We start from the raw sequence: 21,432 nt of genomic DNA, 5'->3' as shown, positions 1-21,432 counted from the left end.
AGAGTGAGAGGGCCGCGAAGCCATTGTTTTGCGGCCCCCCGTTTTCTGACCAACAGGACACTGATATGGAATCCCTTCTAAAAGTGCGGAATGTGTCAAAGCGATTTCCCGGTGTTCTGGCGCTGGATCGGGTCGATTTCGATCTGGCCCCCGGCGAGGTTCACGCGCTGCTTGGCGAAAACGGCGCGGGCAAATCGACACTCGTCAAGATTATCACCGGTGCATATCGCATGGACTCGGGCAACATCTTTGTCGCGGGCCAAGAGGTCAATTTTCACACACCCGGTGACGCGCAGCGCGCGGGCATTGGGGTCATCTATCAAGAATTCTCGCTGGTTCCGAGCCTGACAGTGGCCGAAAATCTGTTCCTCGGCGACTATCCGACCCGCCGCGGCCTTATCGACTGGAAAGCAATGAATGCGGCTGCGGCAACACTGCTAAGCCGTTTTGGCGTAAATGCGCGTGCCGACGATGTTCTAAGCTCTCTGGGTGTCGCGACCCGCCAGATGGTCGAAATTCTGAAGGTGCTGCACCGCGAAGACCTGAAAATCCTGATCATGGACGAGCCAACCTCATCATTGTCCGAGGGCGAGGCGAAAACCCTGTTCGGCTTTATCAGAACGTTGCGGGGGCAGGGTGTTTCGGTCATCTACATTTCGCACCGACTGGACGAGATCAAACAGATCTGCGACCGGGTCACGGTGTTTCGCAACGGCCAAAAGGTTTCTACAGAACAGGCACAGGATCTGAGCATATCCGACATCGTCACCAAGATGATCGGCGCCGATCTGGCCGAGCACTACCCGCAGAAATGCACGGCCTTGGGCGAGATTTACCTGAACGTCGATAAGCTGACTGGCCCCGGCTTTACGGATGTCTCGTTTTCGGCCCGCAAGGGCGAGGTTCTCGGCATCACCGGGCTTGTCGGGGCGGGCAAGTCGGAAATGGTCGAAACCTTGTTCGGTGCGCGCCGGTTTGAAAGCGGCTCGATCACCTTGGCTGGGCAGGATTTTCGCCCCAAGACACCCAGACAGGCGGTGGCCAAAGGTATCGGCTTGTTGCCCGAAAGCCGCAAAGAACAAGGATTGGTGCTGGCGTTAAGCTGCGCGCAAAATGTCAGCCTTGCCTCACTCGACAAGATATCGAAACCCTTTCTGGCGCTTGGTGCCGAGGCCGACATCGCAATCGACAGTTTCAAGCGGCTGGAAATCCGGCCCGCCGACCCGCACAACCGCGTGGTCAACCTGAGCGGCGGCAATCAACAAAAGGTCGTGCTGGCCAAATGGCTGATGCGCGATTGTCAGGTGTTGCTGTTCGACGAACCGACACGCGGCATTGATGTCGGCGCCAAGTTTCAAATCTATTCGATGATCGTCAAATTGGCCGAGGCGGGGAATACCGTGATCGTGGCTTCAAGCGAAATCGAGGAAATAAGCGGTATCTGCAATCGCGCGCTTGTCATGCGCAAGGGTCGGCTGGTCGGGGAACTGACCGGCGCCGGCCTGGCACGAGAAAAAATTCTTGAAGCAATCGCCGGGGGAGAGAAATGAAATTGGACCGCATCTTCAGAGAAAACCGCCAGCCAATCATCGCGGCGCTTTCCTTGGTTGTCATCGTGATATTGCTATCGTTCCTGTCGGAATACTTTCTGACGGTCAGCAACCTGTTCAATATCGGCAAGCAGGCCTCTATCAACCTGATTATCGCATTGGGGATGACCGTCGTTATCATCTCGGCAGGGATTGATCTGTCCGTGGGGTCGTTGCTCGCGCTGACGATTTCCGTGACCGCAGTTTTAAGCGTCGCGAACGGAATCAATATTGTTCTGGCCTCGTTCATCGGTATCGCAGTTACCATCGTCGCAGGCACATTAAACGGTATTATCGTTCAATATGGAAAGGTCCCAGCCTTCATTGCGACGCTGGGCACGATGGGTGTCGCGCGCGGCGTTGTTCTTCTCATATCGAGCGGCCATCCCTCGATGTCCTTTCCGGCGGGTTTTCTGTGGATTGCCGACGGCACCATCGCAGATGTGCCGGTGCCGATCCTGATCTCGCTCCTCATGGTCATAGCGACTGTCGTTTTGTTAAAATATACCCGTCTGGGCCGGGAAATCTATGCCATCGGCGGAAATGAGGAAGCAGCTAGGCTTTCGGGTATCAATATCCCGTTGGTGCGCATCGCGACGTATTCAATCAGCGGGTTCTGTTGCGCCTTGGGGGGAATCGTGTTTGCCGCACGTGTTGGCGCCGCGCCGCCATCGGCAGGCATGGGGTATGAACTTAACGCGATTGCAGCCGTGATTATTGGCGGTACGTCCCTTAGCGGCGGGCGCGGCAATGTGCTCGGAACGGTCGTCGGGGCGTTTTTGATGGCCGTCATATCAAACGGTTTGAACATCATCGACGTTGATCCCTACTGGCAGGGCATTGTCATTGGCTCGATCATCGTCTTTGCGGTCATGATGTCCAACCTGCGATCGTCGCAAAGGTAGGTGCGCCTTCGCGGTTGATCACAAAGCGCCGGTCCGGTCTGGCCTTTTGCGGCAGGCGGTTCCCTGATGGATCGCGCAGGTCTTGGCGCCGTTGCAGGCGCGAAATGTCGGGTAAATCGCACAAAATTTCACATCAAAAAATGATGCGCCCGCGCGTTCATTCAAAAAGACCGGCCGGCAACGCAACCCAATGCCGTTGGATCAAATAAATATAACCCGATCAAAGGACAGACTCTTCCATGATTAATATCTCCGAGAAGTCGCGGATCGACCCCGAAAATTTCGCGCTGGCAAATTGTATCCGCGCATTATCGATTGACGCGGTCGAGGCGGCCAATTCCGGTCATCCGGGCGCGCCAATGGGGATGGCAGATGCGGCAACGGTGTTGTTTCGCAAGCACCTAAGATTTGATTCAAGCGCGCCCGAATGGCCGAACCGCGACCGCTTTGTTCTGTCGAATGGCCATGCCTCGACGCTGCTTTACAGCCTATTGCACCTGACCGGCTATGCAGACATGACAATCGGGCAGATACGCAGGTTCCGCCAGTTGGGGTCGATCACGGCGGGGCATCCTGAATATGGTCATGCCCAAGGCGTTGAGGTGACAACCGGACCGCTTGGCCAAGGGCTCGCAAGCGCCGTCGGTATGGCCTTGGCTGAACGCCGTCTGGCCGAGGAGTTCGGCGACACCCTTGTCAATCACTGGACCTATGTGTTCGTCGGCGATGGATGCCTTCAGGAAGGCATTGGCCAAGAGGCGATTTCACTTGCCGGCCACTTGCGGCTGGGAAAACTCGTTGTGCTTTATGACGACAATCAAATCACCATCGACGGCCCGACTTCGATATCCTTCTCTGACGACATTCCGATGCGCTTTGCTGCTTCTGGTTGGCATGTTCAAACCGCCGATGGGCATGATGCTAACGCTGTTGATGTGGCGCTGTCGGCGGCCAAAGCCGAACGCGATCGCCCCTCTTTGATTGCCCTGAAAACGCTGATTGGTTTCGGTGCTCCAACCAAGGCGGGCAGCCACGAATGTCACGGCGCCCCTTTGGGCAAAGTCGAGGCTGCTGCCGCCAAAGAGGCGCTAGGTTGGACGGCAGCCCCTTTCGAAATTCCGGCAAACCTCGCCGCCGCGTGGCGCGATATTGGCCGACGTTGCGCCGAAGAACGCAAAGATTGGTCGGCCCGGCTCGCCGCGCATCCGGCACGAAAAGAGTTCGCCCGCCGGATGGCACGTGATCTGCCTGCAACCTACGATCTTGCCTTTGCGACCGCGCGAAAGGCACTTTTCGATGCGCCCAAAGCCGTTGCCACGCGCAAGGCCAGCCAGATGGCGCTGGAAATGCTCGCGCCTGCGCTTCCTGAATTGATCGGCGGATCGGCTGATCTGACTGGCTCCAACCTGACGCGGGTTGCTGCCGTGAACGACCAGTTCACCGACACCCATGCCGGGAATTACGTCGGCTATGGCATACGCGAATTCGGCATGTCGGCAATGATGAACGGCATCAGCGTGCACGGCGGGCTGATCCCCTATGGCGGCACCTTTCTTGTGTTTTCCGACTATGCGAGAAACGCAATTCGCCTGTCTGCGCTGATGCGGATAGGAACCATTTATGTGATGACGCATGATTCCATTGGGCTTGGCGAGGATGGGCCGACACATCAACCGGTCGAGCATTTGGCTTCATTGCGTGCGATCCCCGACCTGAACGTATTTCGACCAGCCGATGCCGTCGAAACCTTGGAATGCTGGGATATCGCCTTGCGAAGCCGCGCAAAACCCTCGCTTTTGGCACTGTCGCGACAGGCGGTGCCGCAACTTCGCATTGAACCCAGCAAAGAAAACCTTTCGGCCAAGGGTGCATATGTTCTGCGGCATTTCGGCGAAGGCCGCGATGTTACCTTGATCGCAACTGGCACAGAAGTTTCACTGGCGGTCGATGCCGCCGCGGCCCTGCACCAACAAGGTTTGGCCGTTGCCGTTGTATCAATGCCAAGCTGGGAACTCTTTGAAAACCAATCACAGTCATATCGCGACGAAACGCTGGGCCAAGCACCCCGCATCGCAATCGAAGCGGCCAGCAAATTCGGCTGGACACGCTATGTCGAATGCGAGGCAGATGTGATCGGAATGCCAGGATTTGGCGCCTCCGGGCCTGCCGAAAGCTTGTACAAATTTTTCGAAATTACCAAAGACGCTATCATCGTCCGCGCGATGCAGCTTACCCGAAACTGAACCCGAGCAAGGAACGCAAACATGCAAAGCGCATTGGACCAACTCAAGGAAATGACCGTTGTCGTTGCAGATACCGGTAATGTGGGTGAAATCAGGAAATACGCTCCCTTTGATTGCACGACCAACCCTTCGCTCATTCTCAATGCCTTCAAAGACCCCGCTTCCGAGGAACTGATCGCCCGTGAAATCGAATTTGGGCAGAAAACGGGCTGCACCCCCGAAGGTGTGGCAGATCGGTTGACGGTCGCCGTTGGCGCAGAGCTGGCGGCACTGGTGCCGGGCCGCATTTCCACCGAAGTTGACGCGCGGCTGTCTTTTGATGCCAAAGCCTCGGTAAATCGCGCCCACGCGATCATAGCTGATTATGGCGAACGCGGTATTCCCCGCGACCGCATCCTGATCAAACTGGCATCAACTTGGGAAGGCATTTGCGCCGCCGAAATCTTGCAAGGCGAAGGGATCGATTGCAATCTGACCCTCTTGTTCTCGATGGCTCAGGCAATCGCCTGCGCCGATGCCGGGGCATTCCTTATCTCGCCATTTGTTGGCCGGATTACCGATTGGTACAAAAAAGCCGAGGGCCGCGACAGCTATGCGCCTGAAGTGGACCCGGGTGTCCTGTCAGTCAAGCGCATCTATGACTACTACAAATCGAACGGCATCCGCACCGTTGTAATGGGCGCCTCGTTCCGCAGCACCGATCAGGTCAAGGCACTGGCCGGTTGCGACCGGCTGACAATCGCCCCCAAACTTCTCGGCGAATTGGCCAAGGAAACCGCACCCCTGCCACGCGCCTTGTCTGCGACAGGGATCAGCGGTTCTGAGCGGCAAATCATTGACGAAGCTACCTTCCGCTGGCAAATGAATGCCGACGCAATGGCAACAGAAAAACTTGCCCAAGGCATTCGCGCCTTTGATGCCGACCACAAGCAACTCATCGCGCTGATCGCCGAGCGCATGCGTTAGACGCCAACGCGTTGGCTCGCAAACCTATTTGCAGCCTGAGCGCGGAAATTTTCCGATATGATTGCCGCTGCAAGGGCGGCAAACTGTTGGAAATCGGACTGTACCCAAAACCCACGCCGCCTTTGCGATTGGCACAACCCTCAAAGAATTGCCCATTCTCGAACAGGCACAAAAGCCGGCTACCCAATCGGCTGAATAAGCTTTGGCAATGCGAGTTTCGCCTCTGCCTCAGCCTGCAGGCGTCGGTAAGCTTCAATCACGATTGATCTGATCCAGATGCCACCAGCGTCATTGGCAAGGCGCGAGCTCCAGAAAAAGCGAACAAGAACCGGCCCCAAATCGACAGGTGGCCTCATCGCAATCAGGCCGTGGGCCTCCATGTCCCACGCCATCAGAACCGCCGGGAACGTGGCCAGAAAATCCGAACGCGCAAGAAGCGAGGCAACCCCGGCCGAATCCCCGATCATCGCGCTGACCCGTCGCGCACCGGCATCAGCAGCGGGCGTAACAGGGAAAGGATTTTGCTGCGCGCGGGTAACATTGACCATGACATGCGGGTATTTGCGCCAGGCGTCGATCCCCCAATCCGTGGCTGCCGGGTGACCCCGCCGCGCGAATGTCACCCAGGAAAACGGCTCCATGATCTGATGGTCCAGACCATCCGGCAAGCGCGGCTCTCCGCCCAGATGGGCAAGGTCGATCAAGCCTTCGCTAAGCGCCGGATAAACATCGTGATGCGCTGGCAACCACTCGATCTTTACCCGTGGCGCTTCGGCCTCGACCCTTGCTGACACCTCTGCAATGACTTTGGTCAGCGTCGGCATTGCGATACGAAACACCCGCTCGCTTTGGCCGGGGTCAAACAGGTTGCGCGGCGCGATCACGCGGCGGATGCTGCGCAGGATGGGTCGGACGTCCTCAATAAGGGCCTCGGCGAACGGGCTGGGGTGCATCTTGCCGCCAACCCGCACCAGCACAGGATCGTCAAGTTGCTCCCTCAGCCGAGCAAGCGAGTGGCTGACCGCCGATTGTGTACGCCCGATCCTGTCTGCCGTCACCGTAACGCTTCGGGTCTCCATCAGAGACTCGAAAACCACCAGCAAATTCAGGTCAATGCGATGTAAATCAATTTCATTCATGGTCTATGAAATCGTTTCGTTCGACTTTCTTGCTGTAAACAGTTCATCTTACCCTCAATAGGCGCAGATCAAGCAACATTGATTGATCTTATTCATAGCAAAGGTAGGACGCAATGGCACTCGAAATCATTGGCGCGGGGTTCGGTCGAACCGGCACTTACTCATTAAAGGCGGCGTTGGAATATCTGGGCTTCGGCCCATGCCACCACATGTCCGAGGTCATCAATGACCCCAGTCAGATCAAAGCATGGTCCGACGTGGCAAAGGGGCGGCCCGACTTTGGCACGGTCTTCGCGGGCTTTCGGTCGGCTGTGGATTTTCCGGTTTCGGCCTATTGGCAAGACGTGCTTTCGGCCACACCGGATGCCAAAGTCATCCTTTCGCACCGCGATGCCGAGGATTGGTACGGCAGCTTTTCCCAGACCATCCTGCCGCTGATCCTCGACAAAGAGGCATGGCCCAAAAACGCGGTTCCTTGGTTCGAAATGATCGAAAAGGTCATCATCGGCAAGGCCTTGGGTGGCCGCACCGATAGGGACGGCATTCTAAAGGCATACCAAGCTAACGAAGCGGCCGCGCGGGAACTGGCGGCGCTGGGCAAGGCACTGGTGTTCAGTGTCCGCGACGGATGGGACCCGCTCTGCCGCTTTCTGGGCGTTGACGTGCCGGATGCGCCTTTCCCCAAAACCAATGCGCGGGCCGGTTTTTTCGCGTCCGTCAAATCCGGAATGCAAGAGGCCGCTGTCTAGGCCATCCCAACCAATTCACTGGCAACGGGGCGTTCGGCATGGGCTGGGCACACCCCCGGCTTGCCAACAGCCAGAAGGAACCAAACCATGACCAACCTTGATGAAGTTCGCCGCGCCTCGGCCACGTTCTACGCTGCGCTAAACAAAATGGCACAGGGCGATGATACCGCGATGCAGGCCGTGTGGATCAAGGGCGCCGGCGTCACCGCATTGCACCCCATCGGCGGGCGCGACATCGGTTCAGATACTGTGTTGGCCTCGTTCAACAAGGTCGCCAAAATTGCAGGCGGCGGTGACATCCGGCTAGAGGATCAGGCGATCAACGTCGGATCGGATATGGCCGTAGAAACCGGTGTAGAGGTCGGAACTTTAACCCTTGCCGGCCACCAAGCCAGAATCGAGCATCGGGTAACCAACGTCTATCAGCGGCAGGGCGGGGCGTGGAAACTGGCGCACCACCATACAGATCTGTCACCAGGCATGCTGGAAATCCTTGAACGGCTGACCAAAGCAGCATGACATACGAAACCGCAAGCCCAAAGCAGACGCATGCGCCGCCCGCTTTGGGCTTGCCCTGTTGAAATACCCAACCACGCGAAAATTGCGTCGAAAAACGGGACCGTCAGTTTCCCCAAGTGCCAGCTAGAAAAAGTCGCTCACAGATTGCCGCCTTGGAACGCAGATACTCAGCTGATCTGACCCGTTCGGGCAAATACACAGCACAGGCAAAAATGGCGGGGGCTGATATGTGTACACAAAACCAGCACCTTATTCAGCAATAAGCAGATCAATCCCGCGGCTTTCAAAGGCTTTTGCATCGGCATCCGAAATCCCGTCATCCGTGATAAAGGTATGGATCACCTCTAATGAGCCAAGCCGCGTGAAAGAGGATTTATTGATCTTGGTCGAATCTGCCACAAGATAGACATGGCTTGCCGCCCGTATCATCGCTTCTTTCAATTCCAGATCGGCAAAACTGGGATAGGTCAGCCCCGAATCCAATGACACGCCCGCAGTTGCCAAAAACAGCTTTCCGGCAAAAATGCTGCGAAAATATTCCACACATTTATCGCCCGACAGCGACAAAGTCGGCGCTTTGAACTGGCCACCCGGCATGTGGACGGCAAAGCCCGGAACCGAACCCATGACAATACCGATGTTCAGGGCATTGGTAATAACGGTCAGATTTTTCCGCGTCAAAAGCCGCATCGCCACCTCGGTGGTGGTTGTCCCGGCGTCCAGAATGATCGTTTCGTTATTCTTAACCAGACTTGCCGCCAGCGCCCCAATTTTGGCCTTTTTGTCCATATTTTCCTGATGGTGCAGCGTCATCGTGCCAACTTGCGGCGAAGGTGAGTTCAGGAATGCACCACCATGTTCACGCGTGATCATGCCTTCGGTTTCCAACCGCTCAAGGTCTTGGCGGATCGTGGCCTCGGACACTTGAAAGGCGCCAGCCAGATCACGCACGCGGGCAGCGCCCTCTTCTTGGATCCATTCCAGAATGCGCCGCCTGCGTGGTTCAGACAAAAGGCCAGCCATTGTGTCCCCCCGAGTATTGGGATCATGTTGCTGCATCAAAGGTTTCCTTTTTTGTGCAGGCTCGATTTACCTGCGGACGCTTTCGATTGCTTTTAGATGATAATGAACTCGGGGCAAAGCACTTGTGTCTATTTGTTGATCGCCGCCTCTTGCTGCAAGGCCACCCGCGCTTGCAATTTGCTCTGCGCTTGGTCGATGACGACGGCGGTGATGATCACTACGCCCTTGATGACAGTTTGCCAGAACGATGACACGCCCATCATGATCAGCCCATCTGACAAAATGCCGATCACAAATGCCCCGACAATCGTGCCCGCGATGCGCCCCCGTCCACCCGCCATTGAGGTGCCGCCCAAAACGGCTGCGGCAATGGCGTTCAGCTCGAACGTTTCGCCCGTCGCGGGGTGGCTGGCTTGCAACTGGCTGGCAATGACGATGCCGACAAGGGCAGCACAAAAGCCCGAGAACATATAAACGAACATCTTGATCCGATTGACTTTTACCCCCGACAGCGCAGCGCCCCGTTCATTGCCGCCGACCGCATAGATATGACGCCCCAGCGTCGTGCGGCGGGATAAATAGTGGGCGGCAAGGCCGACAACGATAAGAATCCAGATCATCATCGGCAGGCCAAGGATTGTTCCAGTGCCGATAAATGGAAAGCTCTTGGTGCCGAATTCTGCGCTACCTGTCAGGTTCGGAAATGTCCGCCCCCCTGATGACAACAGCGCCGCACCACGTGCAATGTAAAGCGTGCCAAGCGTAGCAATAAAAGGCGCCACGCCCATTTTCGTGATCAACAGGCCGTTGGCCGCACCAACCAGAACACCAACCAGAGCCACGATTCCCACAATTTCAATTGTGTTGAACCAGACCGTATAGCCGATGCCCAAATCAACCCCGTTTAGCATCAGCCAACCCGCAACCATCCCGCACAGCCCGACGATAGAGCCGACGGAAAGATCAATCCCGCCAGTGATGATGACAAAGGTCATGCCGATGGCCAGCAAGGCATTCAGCGCCACGTGTTTTGAAACGATCACCGCATTCGCTGTGGACAGGAAATTAGGTGCAGCATAGGAAAAAAATGCAAATACCAATATGAGCGCGACAAAGGTGCGAAGGCGCAGCAGCAGTAGTAATAGGCTGGTACGGTCTGATTTAACGGTCATGCTGCGACTTCCTTGGATTTGTGCCGTGATGCGGCAGAGATAACGGCGGCATGTCCCGCACTTGGTGAAAATTCGCCGGTTAACCGGCCATCGGCCATGACCAGAATGCGGTCTGAAAGGGCCAGAACTTCGTCGAGATCAGACGTGACAAACAAAATCGCAAGCCCGCTGGCCGCCAGTTTGCGCATGGTGCGGAACACCTCGGCCTTGGCGCCAATGTCGATCCCGCGTGAGGGTTCATCCATCAGCAAAATCTTGGGGTTGGTCATCAGAGCCTTGCCGATAACCACCTTTTGCTGGTTGCCGCCCGACAGGCTGGACACCGGGTTTTCCGGGCTGGCAACCTTGATGGTCAGGCGTTTGATAAAATCAGCCGCGCCCGCCAATTCCGCCCGCAAGTCCAAATGAAACAATCGCGCAAATTGGTCGAGCGCAGACAGCGTAATGTTTTCACGGATCGACATAATTTGAACCAGGCCGTCACGTTTGCGATCCTCGGGGATCAAGGCAAGCCCACGTGCAATGCGCCCGGTCACGTCTTTTTCCGTCAAGGGTTTACCTGCGATAAAGAACTGGCCGGATGACAGCGGATGTTGCGCCATGATGCATTCAAGAAATTCGGTGCGCCCTGCGCCCATCAACCCGTACAGCCCCAATATCTCACCCGCGCGAACAGACAGTGACACATGATCGACGGTGAATCCGCCGCCCAGCCGCGGCAGGCAGATATCAGAGGCGCGGAACACCTCCTCACCGTAATTCGCGACCTCGGTACGGGGAAATTCTTTGGAGCCTTCGCCAATCATCGCCCGCACAATCCAAGGAATATCCACACCTTGCATCGATTGAGCGCCAGTGATCACACCGTCGCGGAGCACGGTGATATAATCCCCGATGCGGATCAGCTCTTCCAGCCGGTGGCTGATATAGACAATCCCCACCCCTTCGGCGCGCAGATCATTGATGACGCGAAACAGCACTTCGACTTCGGTCGCGGACAGGGCCGAGGTCGGCTCATCCAAGATCAGGATTTTGGCATTTTGCGCCAGTGCTTTGGCGATTTCTACGACTTGCTGTTGGCCAATCCGCAAGGTGCCAAGTGGTGCGTCGGGGTCGATATCTTGCTCCAGGCGCTTCATCAACGCGCGGGCGGCATCGGTTTGGGCGCGCGCATCGACATCAATCCCGAAACGCGTTGGCTCTCGGGCGATAAAAATATTCTCAGCGACCGTCAGGTTGGGAAACAGGTTCAACTCTTGAAACACAATCCCGATCCCGTGGTCCACCGCGTCCGATTTAGAGCGGAAATTGTGAACCACACCTTCCATGGCAAGCGTGCCTTCGGTCAGGGATTCGACGCCTGCAATCACCTTCATCAAAGTGGATTTACCGGCACCGTTCTCGCCCACAAGCACGTTAACCGCGCCCATGTGCAGATCAAAATCCACGCCTTTCAGGGCCCGCGTGCCAGGGTATACTTTGACGCCGCCACGAATGGTCAGGCCAACCGGATGGGCTACTGTCATGGCAGCACCGCAACATTGACGGCCGTCACAACAAACGCATCCTTGGCTGATTTCAGCGCCAAAGCCCCTTTGAAAGACAGGCGCTTTCCGGTCAAATCGCCTTCGGGCAGCACCAATGCCGGGCTTGCCTTATCGTTCAAGGCGCGGGCCAGCTGGGCAAATTCGATCTGGTCCTTAAAGGACCCAAAATCATAAAACGGGGCGACATCGCGCAAAGCGGTACCCGCGATGACAGGCCCCAGCAAAAGCGTCAGATCGGCAGAGCCATCGCCATCGGTGTCCAGCTCCGCCTTGCGGGCGCGGCTGGTCAGGTTGGCAGAAACCACCACGCCTTCGCCCTTTACGGCAAAGGTCCAGGCTGCCCCTTGACCCGCACCACGGTTGCCATGTTTGGCACCCGCGCCGTCCAGATCTGCGGCAATCGCGCTGCGCAACGCAGCAATATCCAGCGCGGTCGTGTCGATCAATGGCAGCAGCTTGGCTGCAAAACTATCTTCGGCCAATTGCGCGATTTTATCGAGGCCAGCAGTTGCTTGCCCCTCTTCTGTCGTGACGGTTTCGGTTTTGACTATCTTGCAGGCGGACAGGCTGAGCATAATCAGCAAAAGACCCGCAGTGGCGTGCATGGGGCGCATGGGAATATCCAGTAAATGCCCGATGCCATTGCGCAACCGCAACAGCACCGGGGCTTTGGTCATCTAGCTTCACTGAGCGAGCGCGAAGGTCTCAAGCTTGGAGGCGTTGTCGCCATTCACCAAGACGCAATCCATCAACTGCTTTTCATCAACGCCGGTCGAACCGGTTTTGAGGAACTGGTCAGCTTGCGAGACAGCCAACTGCGCTTGCTGGTAGGCAGGCTGCAACACGGTCGCCTTGATGCCACCTGCAAGGATGGAATCGCGCACGTCATTCGAGCCGTCAAAACCCACAACAATCACGTCCTTGCGGCCAGCAGCCTCAAGCGCTGCATAAGCGCCCATCGCCATCGTATCGTTGCCGGAAATCACGCCCATGATGCCGGGGTTGGCCTGAAGCATCGATTCCATAACCGTATAGGCCTCGGTCTGCGACCAGTTTGCGGTTTGCTGTGCGACCATTTTCAGGTCTGGATATTGGTCGATCACATCGTGATAGCCCTTTGACCGGATACCAGCATTCGTGTCGGATTCTTTGCCGAGAAGTTCTGCAAACTCACCCTTTTCGCCCATCAGCTTGACGAATTCTTCGGCACCCAACTGTGCGCCTTGGTAGTTGTTCGAAACGATCTGGCTAACCGCAACACCTGTCGAGGTGATTTCACGGTCGATCAAAAAGCTGGGGATGCCCGCGTCTTTGGCCTTTTGAACCGCAGCAACCGAAGCATCGGCGCCAGCGTTATCCAGAATGATCGCCTTTACGCCAGCCGCAATTGCGCTGTCGAAAAGCTCGCTTTGTTTGTTGGCGTCATCGTCATGCACCATGACCATGACTTCATAGCCCAATTCCTTGGCTTTCGCAGCAGCGCCATCGGCTTCGGCCTTAAAGAACGGGTTGTCCGGGCTGGGGGTGATGATTGCGATTGTATCTGCTGCTGCAGCAAATGACGGCAGTGCGCCAACCATGGCGATTGCCACAGCGGACATAAGTAGGCGGCGTTTCAGGTTCATGTCTTCCTCCCTTGAGCGCATCGGTCAGTGATGCGATTCCTCGTTCACTACTGTGGCAAATACTTTTGCATCCTGTCAATTGCTTTCGTTTGAAATCGGTTTTTTTGTCATAATCGCAAAAGCGCCCGCATTGATGTTCCTATGGGCAGGATTTTGCGGGAAAGCAGCAACTTTTCAGGACAGGCAGAAAAACACTTGCGATAAAATACTCAATAAGTGAAAGTAATCGAAAGTATACTTGGCGTGATTCTGATCGGATCCGCCGTGAGGAGGTTTCATGACACTTACAATTCGTCGCCAAGTAACGCTGGGGCTGGTAATCGGCAGTCGGGCCTTTTTCAGCCCGGCGCCTTGCCAGACCGCGCGCAACGAGGTTCTGGCCCATTTCGCCAAGCTGGGAATCAAGGCCGTCATGCTGCCCTATGAGGCCACAGCCAACGGCGCGGTGCAAAGCATTCAGGATGCCGAACTCTATGCCGCGCATTTCAAGGCGCACCGCGACGAGATCGACGGCTTGGTCATTTGCCTGCCCAACTTTGGTGATGAGATCGCTATCGCTGAACTGGTCAACCGGGCCAAGCTGAACGTACCGATCCTGCTGCAAGCCAGCAATGACGAGGTGGATAAAGTCGATATCCACAGCCGCCGCGATGCATTTTGTGGCAAGCTATCCGTCACCAACAATTTTTGGCAATATGGCGTGCCGTTTACCGAAACCACTTCGCACACCTGCGATGCGGGCGGGGCAGAGTTTGGCGCGGATATTGAACGCTTTTCACGCGTCTGCCGTACGGTTCGCGGCCTGCGCGGGGCGCGGCTCGGGGCAATTGGCGCGCGCACAGGTGCATTCCAGACCATGCGCTATTCGGAAAAGCTGTTGCAGGCGTCCGCTATCACCGTGGTTACGGTGGATCTGTCTGAAATGATGGGTGCTGCGGGCAAAATCAAAGATGACGCGCCGGAATTGCTGGCCAAGATGGCCAAGATCAAGGCTTACGGCACCATACCCGATCACATCAAACCGCAGCAAATCCTGACCCAAGCGAAATGGACCCTCGCCGTCAACCGCTGGATTGAAGAAAACGAATGCGACGCCAGCGCGATTCAATGCTGGCGCTCGTTGCAGGATAATTTCGGCTGCGCCACCTGTGTGACCATGTCGATGATGGGCGAGGAACTGATGCCTTCAGCTTGTGAGGTCGACATCATGGGCGCGCTGTCGATGTATGCGCTTGCGCTCGCCTCTGGTGCGCCGCCCGCAATTCTGGATTGGAACAACAACTATGGCCATGAGGTTGATAAATGCGTCTGCACGCATTGCGGCAACTTCCCGAAATCCTTTATCGGCCATACGCCAGAGATTTCCGAACTGGATGTATTGGGCGAAAGCATTGGTCGTTCCAAGTGCTTTGGCGCCGTGAAGGGTAAGGTCAAAGCGGGTGACATGACCTATTTCCGCCTGTCGTCCGATGATCGCGCAGGCACGCTTAAATGCTATCTCGGCGAAGGCGAATTCACCAATGATCCTTTCCCGATGGACGGAGGCATCGCTGTAACCCACGTCAAGCGCCTGCGCGAGCTGATGCGTTTTGTGACCCAAAACGGGTTCGAGCATCACGTCGCAATGGTGCGCGGTCATCATGCCGATGTCGTCCAAGAGGCCATCGGCCGCTATCTGAAATGGCCGCATTACCACCACAACGCGCCCGTGGAACCGAAACTGACCATGCCCGAGCGGTATTGAGGAATGAACATGACCCTACACAATGACACCGTATCGCGGATCAAAGACAAAGCGCTGTGGATGCGCCGGCGGGCTTTCAAAATGGTGCATGATGCACAATTGGGCCATCCAGGGGGCGATTTTTCAGCGATCGACGTGATTGCCACGCTGTATTTCGGCGTGATGTCCTATGACGCGACCCAGCCGAACCTGCCCAATCGGGATCGGTTTATTATGTCGAAAGGCCATGCCACCGGTGCGCTTTATACCGTGCTCTGTGCGGCGGGCTATTTTCCGGAAAGCTGGCTGGATACCTATATGCAGCCACGGTCTTTGCTGAATGGCCACCCGAACCGCAACTATCTGCCGGGGGTTGAAACCAACACCGGCCCGTTAGGCCACGGCCTGCCTGTCGCCACCGGCATTGCGATTTCGGGGCAAATCACAGGTTCCGATTACCGGACATTCGTGCTGACAGGGGATGGAGAGCTGCAAGAGGGCTCTAACTGGGAGGCGGCGATGACCGCAGGCCACCGCAAGTTGGGCAATCTGACATGGATTGTTGACCGCAACCGCCTGCAACAGGGTGCCGGGACCGAGGAAACCAACGGCTTGGACCCACTGGATAAGAAGTTCGAGGCCTTTGGCTGGGATGTTCAGATGCTTGACGGGCATGATCATGCAGCTTTGCTGACTGCATTAACAGCTGCCCCAACCGGCAAACCCCGCGCGATTATTGCCAATACGATCAAAGGAAAAGGCGTGTCGTTCATGGAAAACAAGGCCAGCTGGCACCACGGTGTGCCCAATGCCGATCAATTCGCCACCGCAATGAAGGAGTTGGTCTGATGGCCGCGCACGCCTCCGCCCCAAAGGGCCTTTCTGACTGCCGCGAAGCTTGGGTGACCACGCTCGAATCCCTTGCAGCCGAAGATGACCGTATCGTCGTCGTGGTGAACGACTCGGTCGGGTCGTCAAAACTCGGCGGGTTTCAAAAGAAGTTTCCCGACCGCTTGGTCAACGTCGGTATTGCCGAACAATGCATGGTCGGCGTCAGCGCGGGCCTTGCCAATGGCGGGCGCATTCCTTTCGTGTCGGCCGCGTCGTGCTTTTTGACTGGCCGCTCATTAGAGCAGATCAAAGCAGACATTGTTTACGCAGGTTTCAACGTCAAGCTGGTGGGCCAGTCTTCGGGCGTCGCATATGGCGAGCTGGGGCCAACGCACCACTCGATAGAGGATTTCGCTTGGCTAAGGTTGTTCAACACATTGACGGTCATCACACCCGCCGATGCATGGGAAACCGCCGAAGCGGTGAAATGGGCGGCAGCGCATGAAGGGCCGGTCTATCTGCGTCTTTCGCGGATGCCCGTGCCAGAGTTGAACATCGAAAACCGCGTTTTCCGCGCGGGTCAGGCCGAGCTGGTCCATGCCGGTTCCGATGTAACCATCATCGCCTGCGGAACCACGGTGCATCTTGCCGCATCCGCTGCCGAGGCTTTGCAAGCCGAAGGCATTGGTGCGCGTGTGTTGAATATGGCAACCCTCAATCCCTTGGATGAAACCGCTGTTTTGGCAGCTGCCCGTGAAACCGGTGCTATTGTCACGGTTGAAGAGGCCTCGATCCGTGGTGGCTTGGGCGGGGCTGTTGCCGAACTTACGGCAGCCAACCACGCCGTCCCTGTCGAGCGTGTCGGCTTTCCCGGCTTTGTGCCCACCGGATCGGTTGATTGGCTGTTCAAGGAATTTGGCCTGTCGCCAGAAGGCATCGCCGCCGCCGCACGCCGCGCGATTGGTCGGGCGCGAAAATGACGCCTCGGCAAGTTCTGGCAATTGACCAAGGCACAACAAACACCAAGGCGCTGTTGGTCAATGCGGCGGGTGCGGTACTGGCGCGGGCCTCTTGCCCGCTAACCACTACCTATCCGCAACCGGGTTGGGCCGAGCAATCTGCAACAGCAATCTGGGCGTCGGTGCAGGACGTGATTGGTCAAATCGTCGCCCAAACCGTCGGGCATATTGACGGCATCGCCATTGCCAACCAACGCGAAACGCTGGTGGTTTGGGATGCGCGCACCTCGCGCCCGCTTTGCCCTGCGATCATTTGGCAATGCCGCCGCACCGCGCCTATGTGCGATGCGCTGGTCGCGGCGGGGCATAATGACGCTGTTGTTGCGGCAACCGGCCTTGCCATCAATCCGCTGTTTCCTGCGTCCAAGCTCGCATGGGTGCTACAGAATGTGGATGGTGCAGCCGATCTGGCAAGCGCGGGTCACTTGCGTGCAGGCACTGTAGATGCGTGGTTGTTGTGGAATTTGACAGGGGGAGTGGCCTTTGCCACCGACCATTCCAACGCCTCTCGTACCCAGCTTTTTGACACGTCCAGCTTGGTCTTCAGCCCCCATCTGTGCGACCTTTACGGCGTCCCGATCGACTGTCTTCCAACCCCTATGCCATCAGACAGCGTATTCGGGCAAACCATTGCCACAGCATCCGCACTGCCTGCTGGCATCCCGATTCTGACGATGATGGGCGATAGCCATGCAGCCCTTTATGGCCATGGTGTTCGCGAACCAGGGGCGGTTAAGGCAACCTTTGGCACCGGGTCATCGTTGATGACCCTTACGCCACAGCGCGTTGATTCAAGATTCGGCCTGTCGGGTACCATAGCCTGGACCACCCGCAAGGGCACAGTCTATGCGCTCGAGGGCAATATCACCGTATCGGCGCAGGCAGCGGCCTTTATGGGCCAGATTCTGGGGGTCGGCGATGCACAGGCCCTATCTCAACTTGCGCAAACCGTGCCCGACAGTGGGGGCGCTGTGTTTGTACCGGCCCTGGCAGGTCTGGGTGCGCCGCATTGGGACGACCACGCGACCGGCACAATCACCGGAATGACACATGCAACAACCCAGGCGCATCTGGCACGGGCGACTTTTGACGCAATCGTACATCAAATTACCGACGTGTTTGAAGCGATGGAAAAGGATATTGGAGCCACGATACCCGAACTGTGCGCCGATGGCGGTGCATCTGCAAACGCGTTTCTCATGCAGTTGCAGGCTGATATACTGGGTCGCCGCGTGCTGCGCTCTGACTTGCCCGAGATCGGGGCAATCGGCGTGGCGGCGATGGCGCTAAACCTGTCTGCCGATGGTGAATCCGACGGAAAAGTGACAGCGTTCAATCCAACACTGCCCGCATATGATCGCAAACACGCGCGGGAAAATTGGGCCGCCGCGCTTGAAAAGGCGCGCACACACCTCAAAATCCCCCAGAGCGGTGCACCTCATACAGATCAAAATAGCTGACAAAGGCCTTGTCTGGGCGTCCCAAAAAACAACCTATGCCGGGCGGGGCTGAATTGCGCCTCGGCAGGCTACACCTCCCTGCAGGTCAATAAGTCGCTGCGCCAAGATGAATGATCGACAAAACCGGATCGACCCGTCTTAATGATCTTCTAGGGAGGTCAAGATGACATCAAAGGCATCGCATGCTGACATTGTACTAGAGGTAACGCAGTCTACTTCGGCTGCGGCAAAGTCGCGGGTGGCGGCCAGCTGGCATCGCTCGGCACTCAAGCACAAGCTAAATCCGGACGAACGCCGCGCGCCTGACCGCATTGAACAAAAAAGCCTTCAATCCCGCGTCGAGGCGCTCGAAAAATTCATGATCGTCGCACGCCCGCGCTTGGATGCCTTATTCTCATTGGTCGGGCAATCCGGCTGCGCAGTTTTCCTAACAGATACTGACGGCATAATTTTGGACCAAAGACTATCTGATGCCGACGCTTTGGCATTTGAAGGTTGGGGCCTGACGACAGGCGCCGACTGGAGCGAGGAGAAAGAAGGCACCAACGGAATTGGCACCTGCCTGACAGAACAACGTCATGTAATCATTCATCAAGACGAACATTTCTATACACGCAACACGGGCATGAGCTGCATCGACGCACCGATTTATGGCAGCAACGGGCAACTTGTGGCGGCGCTTGATTTATCCTCGGCACGCGCAGATCAAACCGAGGCGTTTAACCGTCTGATCGCTGCCCAAGTGGCACAAACCGCCCGCGCAATAGAAGCTGCCAATTTCAGGGCCGCCTACGCATCCGCAAGGATAATTGTGGCCGAAAGTGATGACGATGCCGCAACCCTGCTGGCGATCAACGAAAATGATCTGGTCATAGGGGCCACCCGCAAGGCCCGCCGCGTCTTTGGGCTGCCACGCTCCGGTGATTTGATAGCCCGCCCCGCGGCCGACATATTGGGGCGCGAAGATGGACCAACCGGCTTTGAGAAAGCCGAAAAGGCCGCAGTGATTCGTGCCTTGGCGCGGGCCGGAAACAATGTTTCACAGGCCGCGCGTCAGCTTGGGATAGGGCGTGCGACGCTCTATCGGCGCATGAAGCGGCTTGGACTGGACGATAGTTAGGGAAAACTGTCTCAGGGCTGAGACAGTTTCAACCCGCTGACGCCTTGCCTCCTCAAGACAGCGCATCCTGCGTTCGTCATAGTCTTTGCAATCCGGGAGGAGAAGCCGGATTGCAAAAGGAGGAATTCAGATGAACGATATGACCCACACAGAGGCAGGCACATACACCTCGCCCTTCAAACTGCGCTATGACAACTTTATCGGCGGTGCGTTTGTGCCACCCGTCAACGGCAAATACTTTGAAAACGTGACCCCGATCACAGGCGGCATGATCAACGAATGTGCGCGGTCGGATGCCGCCGATATCGAACTGGCACTTGATGCAGCCCACGCTGCCAAAGCGGCTTGGGGCAAAACCTCTGCAACCGAACGCGCGAATATCTTGCTTAAAATTGCCGACCGGATTGAGGCGAACCTAGAACTCTTGGCAACGGCCGAGACATGGGACAATGGCAAACCAATCCGCGAAACAATGAACGCTGACGTGCCACTGTGCGCCGACCACTTCCGCTATTTTGCCGGTGTCCTGCGGGCGCAAGAAGGCAACATGAGCGAGATCGACAATGACACCATCGCCTATCACTACCACGAACCTTTGGGCGTTGTCGGCCAGATCATTCCTTGGAACTTTTCGCTGCTGATGGCGGCATGGAAACTGGCGCCGGCTTTGGCTGCAGGCAATTGCATCGTCATGAAACCGGCCGAGCAAACGCCCGCCGCGATCATGGTTTTCGCAGAATTGATCAACGACTTGCTGCCGGCAGGCACGCTAAACATCGTCAACGGCTTTGGTGGAGAGGTTGGCGCAGCCCTTGCCAGTTCCTCGCGCATCGCAAAAATCGCCTTTACGGGGTCCACAGCCACAGGCCGCAAAATCATGGAGGCAGCGACCAGGAACCTTATCCCTGTCACGCTTGAACTGGGTGGCAAGTCGCCAAACATCTTCTTTTCCGACGTGATGGCAAAGGATGACGCGTTTTTGGACAAAGCCGTCGAAGGCTTTGTTTTGTTTGCCTTTAACCAAGGCGAAGTCTGCACCTGCCCATCCCGTGCGCTGATCCAAGAAGACATCTACGAAGAGTTCATCGCGCGCTGTATCAAACGTGTGGCCGCGATCAAGCACGGCGACCCGCGCGACCCTCAGACCATGGTCGGTGCGCAAGTCAGCAAGGCCCAACACGATAAAATTATGGGCTATTTCACCATCGGTCGCGAAGAAGGCGCAGAGGTGCTTGCTGGTGGCGATGCCGCACGGTTCAACGGCGAACTGGCGGGCGGCAACTACATCCAGCCGACCATCCTCAAAGGTCACAACAAGATGCGGGTTTTCCAAGAGGAAATCTTTGGCCCGGTCGTTTCGGTCACGACATTCAAGGATGAGGCCGAAGCTTTGGAAATTGCGAATGACACGATGTATGGCCTTGGTGCTGGCGTCTGGTCGCGTGACATGAACACCTGCTACCGCTTTGGCCGCGCTATTGAGGCGGGCCGCGTCTGGGTGAACAACTACCACGCCTATCCAGCCCACGCAGCCTTTGGCGGCTATAAGCAGTCGGGGATTGGTCGTGAAAACCATAAGATGATGCTGGACCACTACCAGCAAACCAAGAACTTGTTGGTCAGCTATAGCCCGAATAAACTGGGCTTCTTCTAAACACCTTAAAAAGCGGCCTTTGCGCATGCATGCAAAGGCCGCATCGCCTACATTGTCAGATCACGGTGCTTTACACGCGCGCCAAGCGGCAATTGCGGCGCCAAACCTTAACATCACGTAAATAAAAACACGAAAACCATTATAAATC

Annotated in this window: 18 protein-coding genes; 12 read left to right on the top strand and 6 right to left on the bottom strand. The window is 56.7% G+C overall.

All coding sequences use genetic code 11. From position 1 onward, the window contains the following. Window positions 1-65: 65 nt before the first annotated feature. The 4 genes from AKU79_RS01980 (at window position 66) to tal (ending at window position 5,703) form a co-directional block, all read left to right on the top strand. The gene (locus AKU79_RS01980) at window positions 66-1,550 is read left to right on the top strand and encodes a sugar ABC transporter ATP-binding protein (protein ID WP_050521928.1); all 1,485 of its coding nucleotides are present in this window, start codon (window positions 66-68) and stop codon (window positions 1,548-1,550) included. Continuing rightward, the gene (locus tag AKU79_RS01975) at window positions 1,547-2,494 is read left to right on the top strand and encodes an ABC transporter permease (protein ID WP_050521911.1); all 948 of its coding nucleotides are present in this window, start codon (window positions 1,547-1,549) and stop codon (window positions 2,492-2,494) included. The genes AKU79_RS01980 and AKU79_RS01975 overlap by 4 nt, the downstream gene beginning before the upstream one ends. Window positions 2,495-2,733: 239 nt before the next feature. Continuing rightward, complete coding sequence (tkt, locus tag AKU79_RS01970) at window positions 2,734-4,737, top strand: transketolase (protein ID WP_050521910.1); 2,004 nt, start codon at window positions 2,734-2,736, stop codon at window positions 4,735-4,737. A gap of 21 nt (window positions 4,738-4,758) precedes the next feature. Further along, complete coding sequence (tal, locus tag AKU79_RS01965) at window positions 4,759-5,703, top strand: transaldolase (protein ID WP_050521909.1); 945 nt, start codon at window positions 4,759-4,761, stop codon at window positions 5,701-5,703. Window positions 5,704-5,882: 179 nt separating this feature from the next. Here the strand turns inward: tal and AKU79_RS01960 are convergent, their stop codons facing one another. After that, a complete protein-coding gene (locus AKU79_RS01960; RefSeq protein WP_050521908.1) occupies window positions 5,883-6,842 on the bottom strand; it encodes a LysR family transcriptional regulator in 960 nt (319 codons plus the stop codon). Between the two features lie 113 nt (window positions 6,843-6,955). Here AKU79_RS01960 and AKU79_RS01955 point away from each other — a divergent pair, with 113 nt between their 5' ends. Both AKU79_RS01955 and AKU79_RS01950 read left to right on the top strand, forming a co-directional pair. Next, entirely contained in the window at window positions 6,956-7,591 is a 636-nt protein-coding gene (locus AKU79_RS01955; RefSeq protein ID WP_050521907.1) for a sulfotransferase family protein, read from the top strand. A gap of 87 nt (window positions 7,592-7,678) precedes the next feature. Next, window positions 7,679-8,110: a YybH family protein gene (locus AKU79_RS01950; protein WP_050521906.1), complete on the top strand. Its 432-nt coding sequence runs from the start codon at window positions 7,679-7,681 to the stop codon at window positions 8,108-8,110. A 249-nt stretch (window positions 8,111-8,359) separates the two neighbouring features. Here the strand turns inward: AKU79_RS01950 and AKU79_RS01945 are convergent, their stop codons facing one another. The 5 genes from AKU79_RS01945 to AKU79_RS01925 form a co-directional block, all read right to left on the bottom strand. Then, window positions 8,360-9,133 carry a DeoR/GlpR family DNA-binding transcription regulator gene (locus AKU79_RS01945; RefSeq protein ID WP_050521905.1) on the bottom strand — a complete coding sequence of 258 codons (774 nt, stop codon included), beginning with the start codon at window positions 9,131-9,133 and terminating at the stop codon, window positions 8,360-8,362. Between the two features lie 128 nt (window positions 9,134-9,261). Continuing rightward, window positions 9,262-10,305, bottom strand: a complete 1,044-nt coding sequence (locus AKU79_RS01940; RefSeq protein WP_050521904.1) for an ABC transporter permease — start codon at window positions 10,303-10,305, stop codon at window positions 9,262-9,264. After that, window positions 10,302-11,831 carry a sugar ABC transporter ATP-binding protein gene (locus AKU79_RS01935; RefSeq protein ID WP_050521903.1) on the bottom strand — a complete coding sequence of 510 codons (1,530 nt, stop codon included), beginning with the start codon at window positions 11,829-11,831 and terminating at the stop codon, window positions 10,302-10,304. Before AKU79_RS01935 ends, AKU79_RS01940 begins: the two co-directional genes overlap by 4 nt. Then, on the bottom strand, window positions 11,828-12,529 hold the full coding sequence (locus AKU79_RS01930; protein WP_231580079.1) for a DUF2291 family protein: 702 nt from the start codon (window positions 12,527-12,529) through the stop codon (window positions 11,828-11,830). The genes AKU79_RS01935 and AKU79_RS01930 overlap by 4 nt, the downstream gene beginning before the upstream one ends. Window positions 12,530-12,535: 6 nt before the next feature. Next, entirely contained in the window at window positions 12,536-13,477 is a 942-nt protein-coding gene (locus tag AKU79_RS01925; RefSeq protein ID WP_050521902.1) for a D-ribose ABC transporter substrate-binding protein, read from the bottom strand. Between the two features lie 277 nt (window positions 13,478-13,754). Here AKU79_RS01925 and AKU79_RS01920 point away from each other — a divergent pair, with 277 nt between their 5' ends. The 6 genes from AKU79_RS01920 to adh all read left to right on the top strand — a co-directional run bounded on the left by AKU79_RS01920 (window position 13,755) and on the right by adh (window position 21,284). Beyond that, complete coding sequence (locus AKU79_RS01920) at window positions 13,755-15,221, top strand: L-fucose/L-arabinose isomerase family protein (protein ID WP_050521901.1); 1,467 nt, start codon at window positions 13,755-13,757, stop codon at window positions 15,219-15,221. 9 nt (window positions 15,222-15,230) lie between these two features. Continuing rightward, the gene (locus tag AKU79_RS01915; protein ID WP_050521926.1) at window positions 15,231-16,049 is read left to right on the top strand and encodes a transketolase; all 819 of its coding nucleotides are present in this window, start codon (window positions 15,231-15,233) and stop codon (window positions 16,047-16,049) included. Next, window positions 16,049-17,011 carry a transketolase family protein gene (locus tag AKU79_RS01910; RefSeq protein ID WP_050521900.1) on the top strand — a complete coding sequence of 321 codons (963 nt, stop codon included), beginning with the start codon at window positions 16,049-16,051 and terminating at the stop codon, window positions 17,009-17,011. The genes AKU79_RS01915 and AKU79_RS01910 overlap by 1 nt, the downstream gene beginning before the upstream one ends. Continuing rightward, window positions 17,008-18,510 carry an FGGY-family carbohydrate kinase gene (locus tag AKU79_RS01905; protein WP_050521899.1) on the top strand — a complete coding sequence of 501 codons (1,503 nt, stop codon included), beginning with the start codon at window positions 17,008-17,010 and terminating at the stop codon, window positions 18,508-18,510. Before AKU79_RS01910 ends, AKU79_RS01905 begins: the two co-directional genes overlap by 4 nt. Before the next feature lie 163 nt (window positions 18,511-18,673). Then, the gene (locus tag AKU79_RS01900; RefSeq protein ID WP_082223882.1) at window positions 18,674-19,630 is read left to right on the top strand and encodes a GAF domain-containing protein; all 957 of its coding nucleotides are present in this window, start codon (window positions 18,674-18,676) and stop codon (window positions 19,628-19,630) included. Window positions 19,631-19,760: 130 nt separating this feature from the next. Then, the gene (gene adh / locus AKU79_RS01895) at window positions 19,761-21,284 is read left to right on the top strand and encodes an aldehyde dehydrogenase (RefSeq protein ID WP_050521897.1); all 1,524 of its coding nucleotides are present in this window, start codon (window positions 19,761-19,763) and stop codon (window positions 21,282-21,284) included. Window positions 21,285-21,432 lie beyond the last annotated feature (148 nt).

It is taken from the genome of Pseudorhodobacter wandonensis (assembly GCF_001202035.1).
GTDB classification, from domain to species: Bacteria; Pseudomonadota; Alphaproteobacteria; order Rhodobacterales; family Rhodobacteraceae; genus Pseudorhodobacter; species Pseudorhodobacter wandonensis.
Note: the sequence above shows the minus strand (reverse complement) of the source record. Positions and strands in the feature narration are given on the sequence as shown.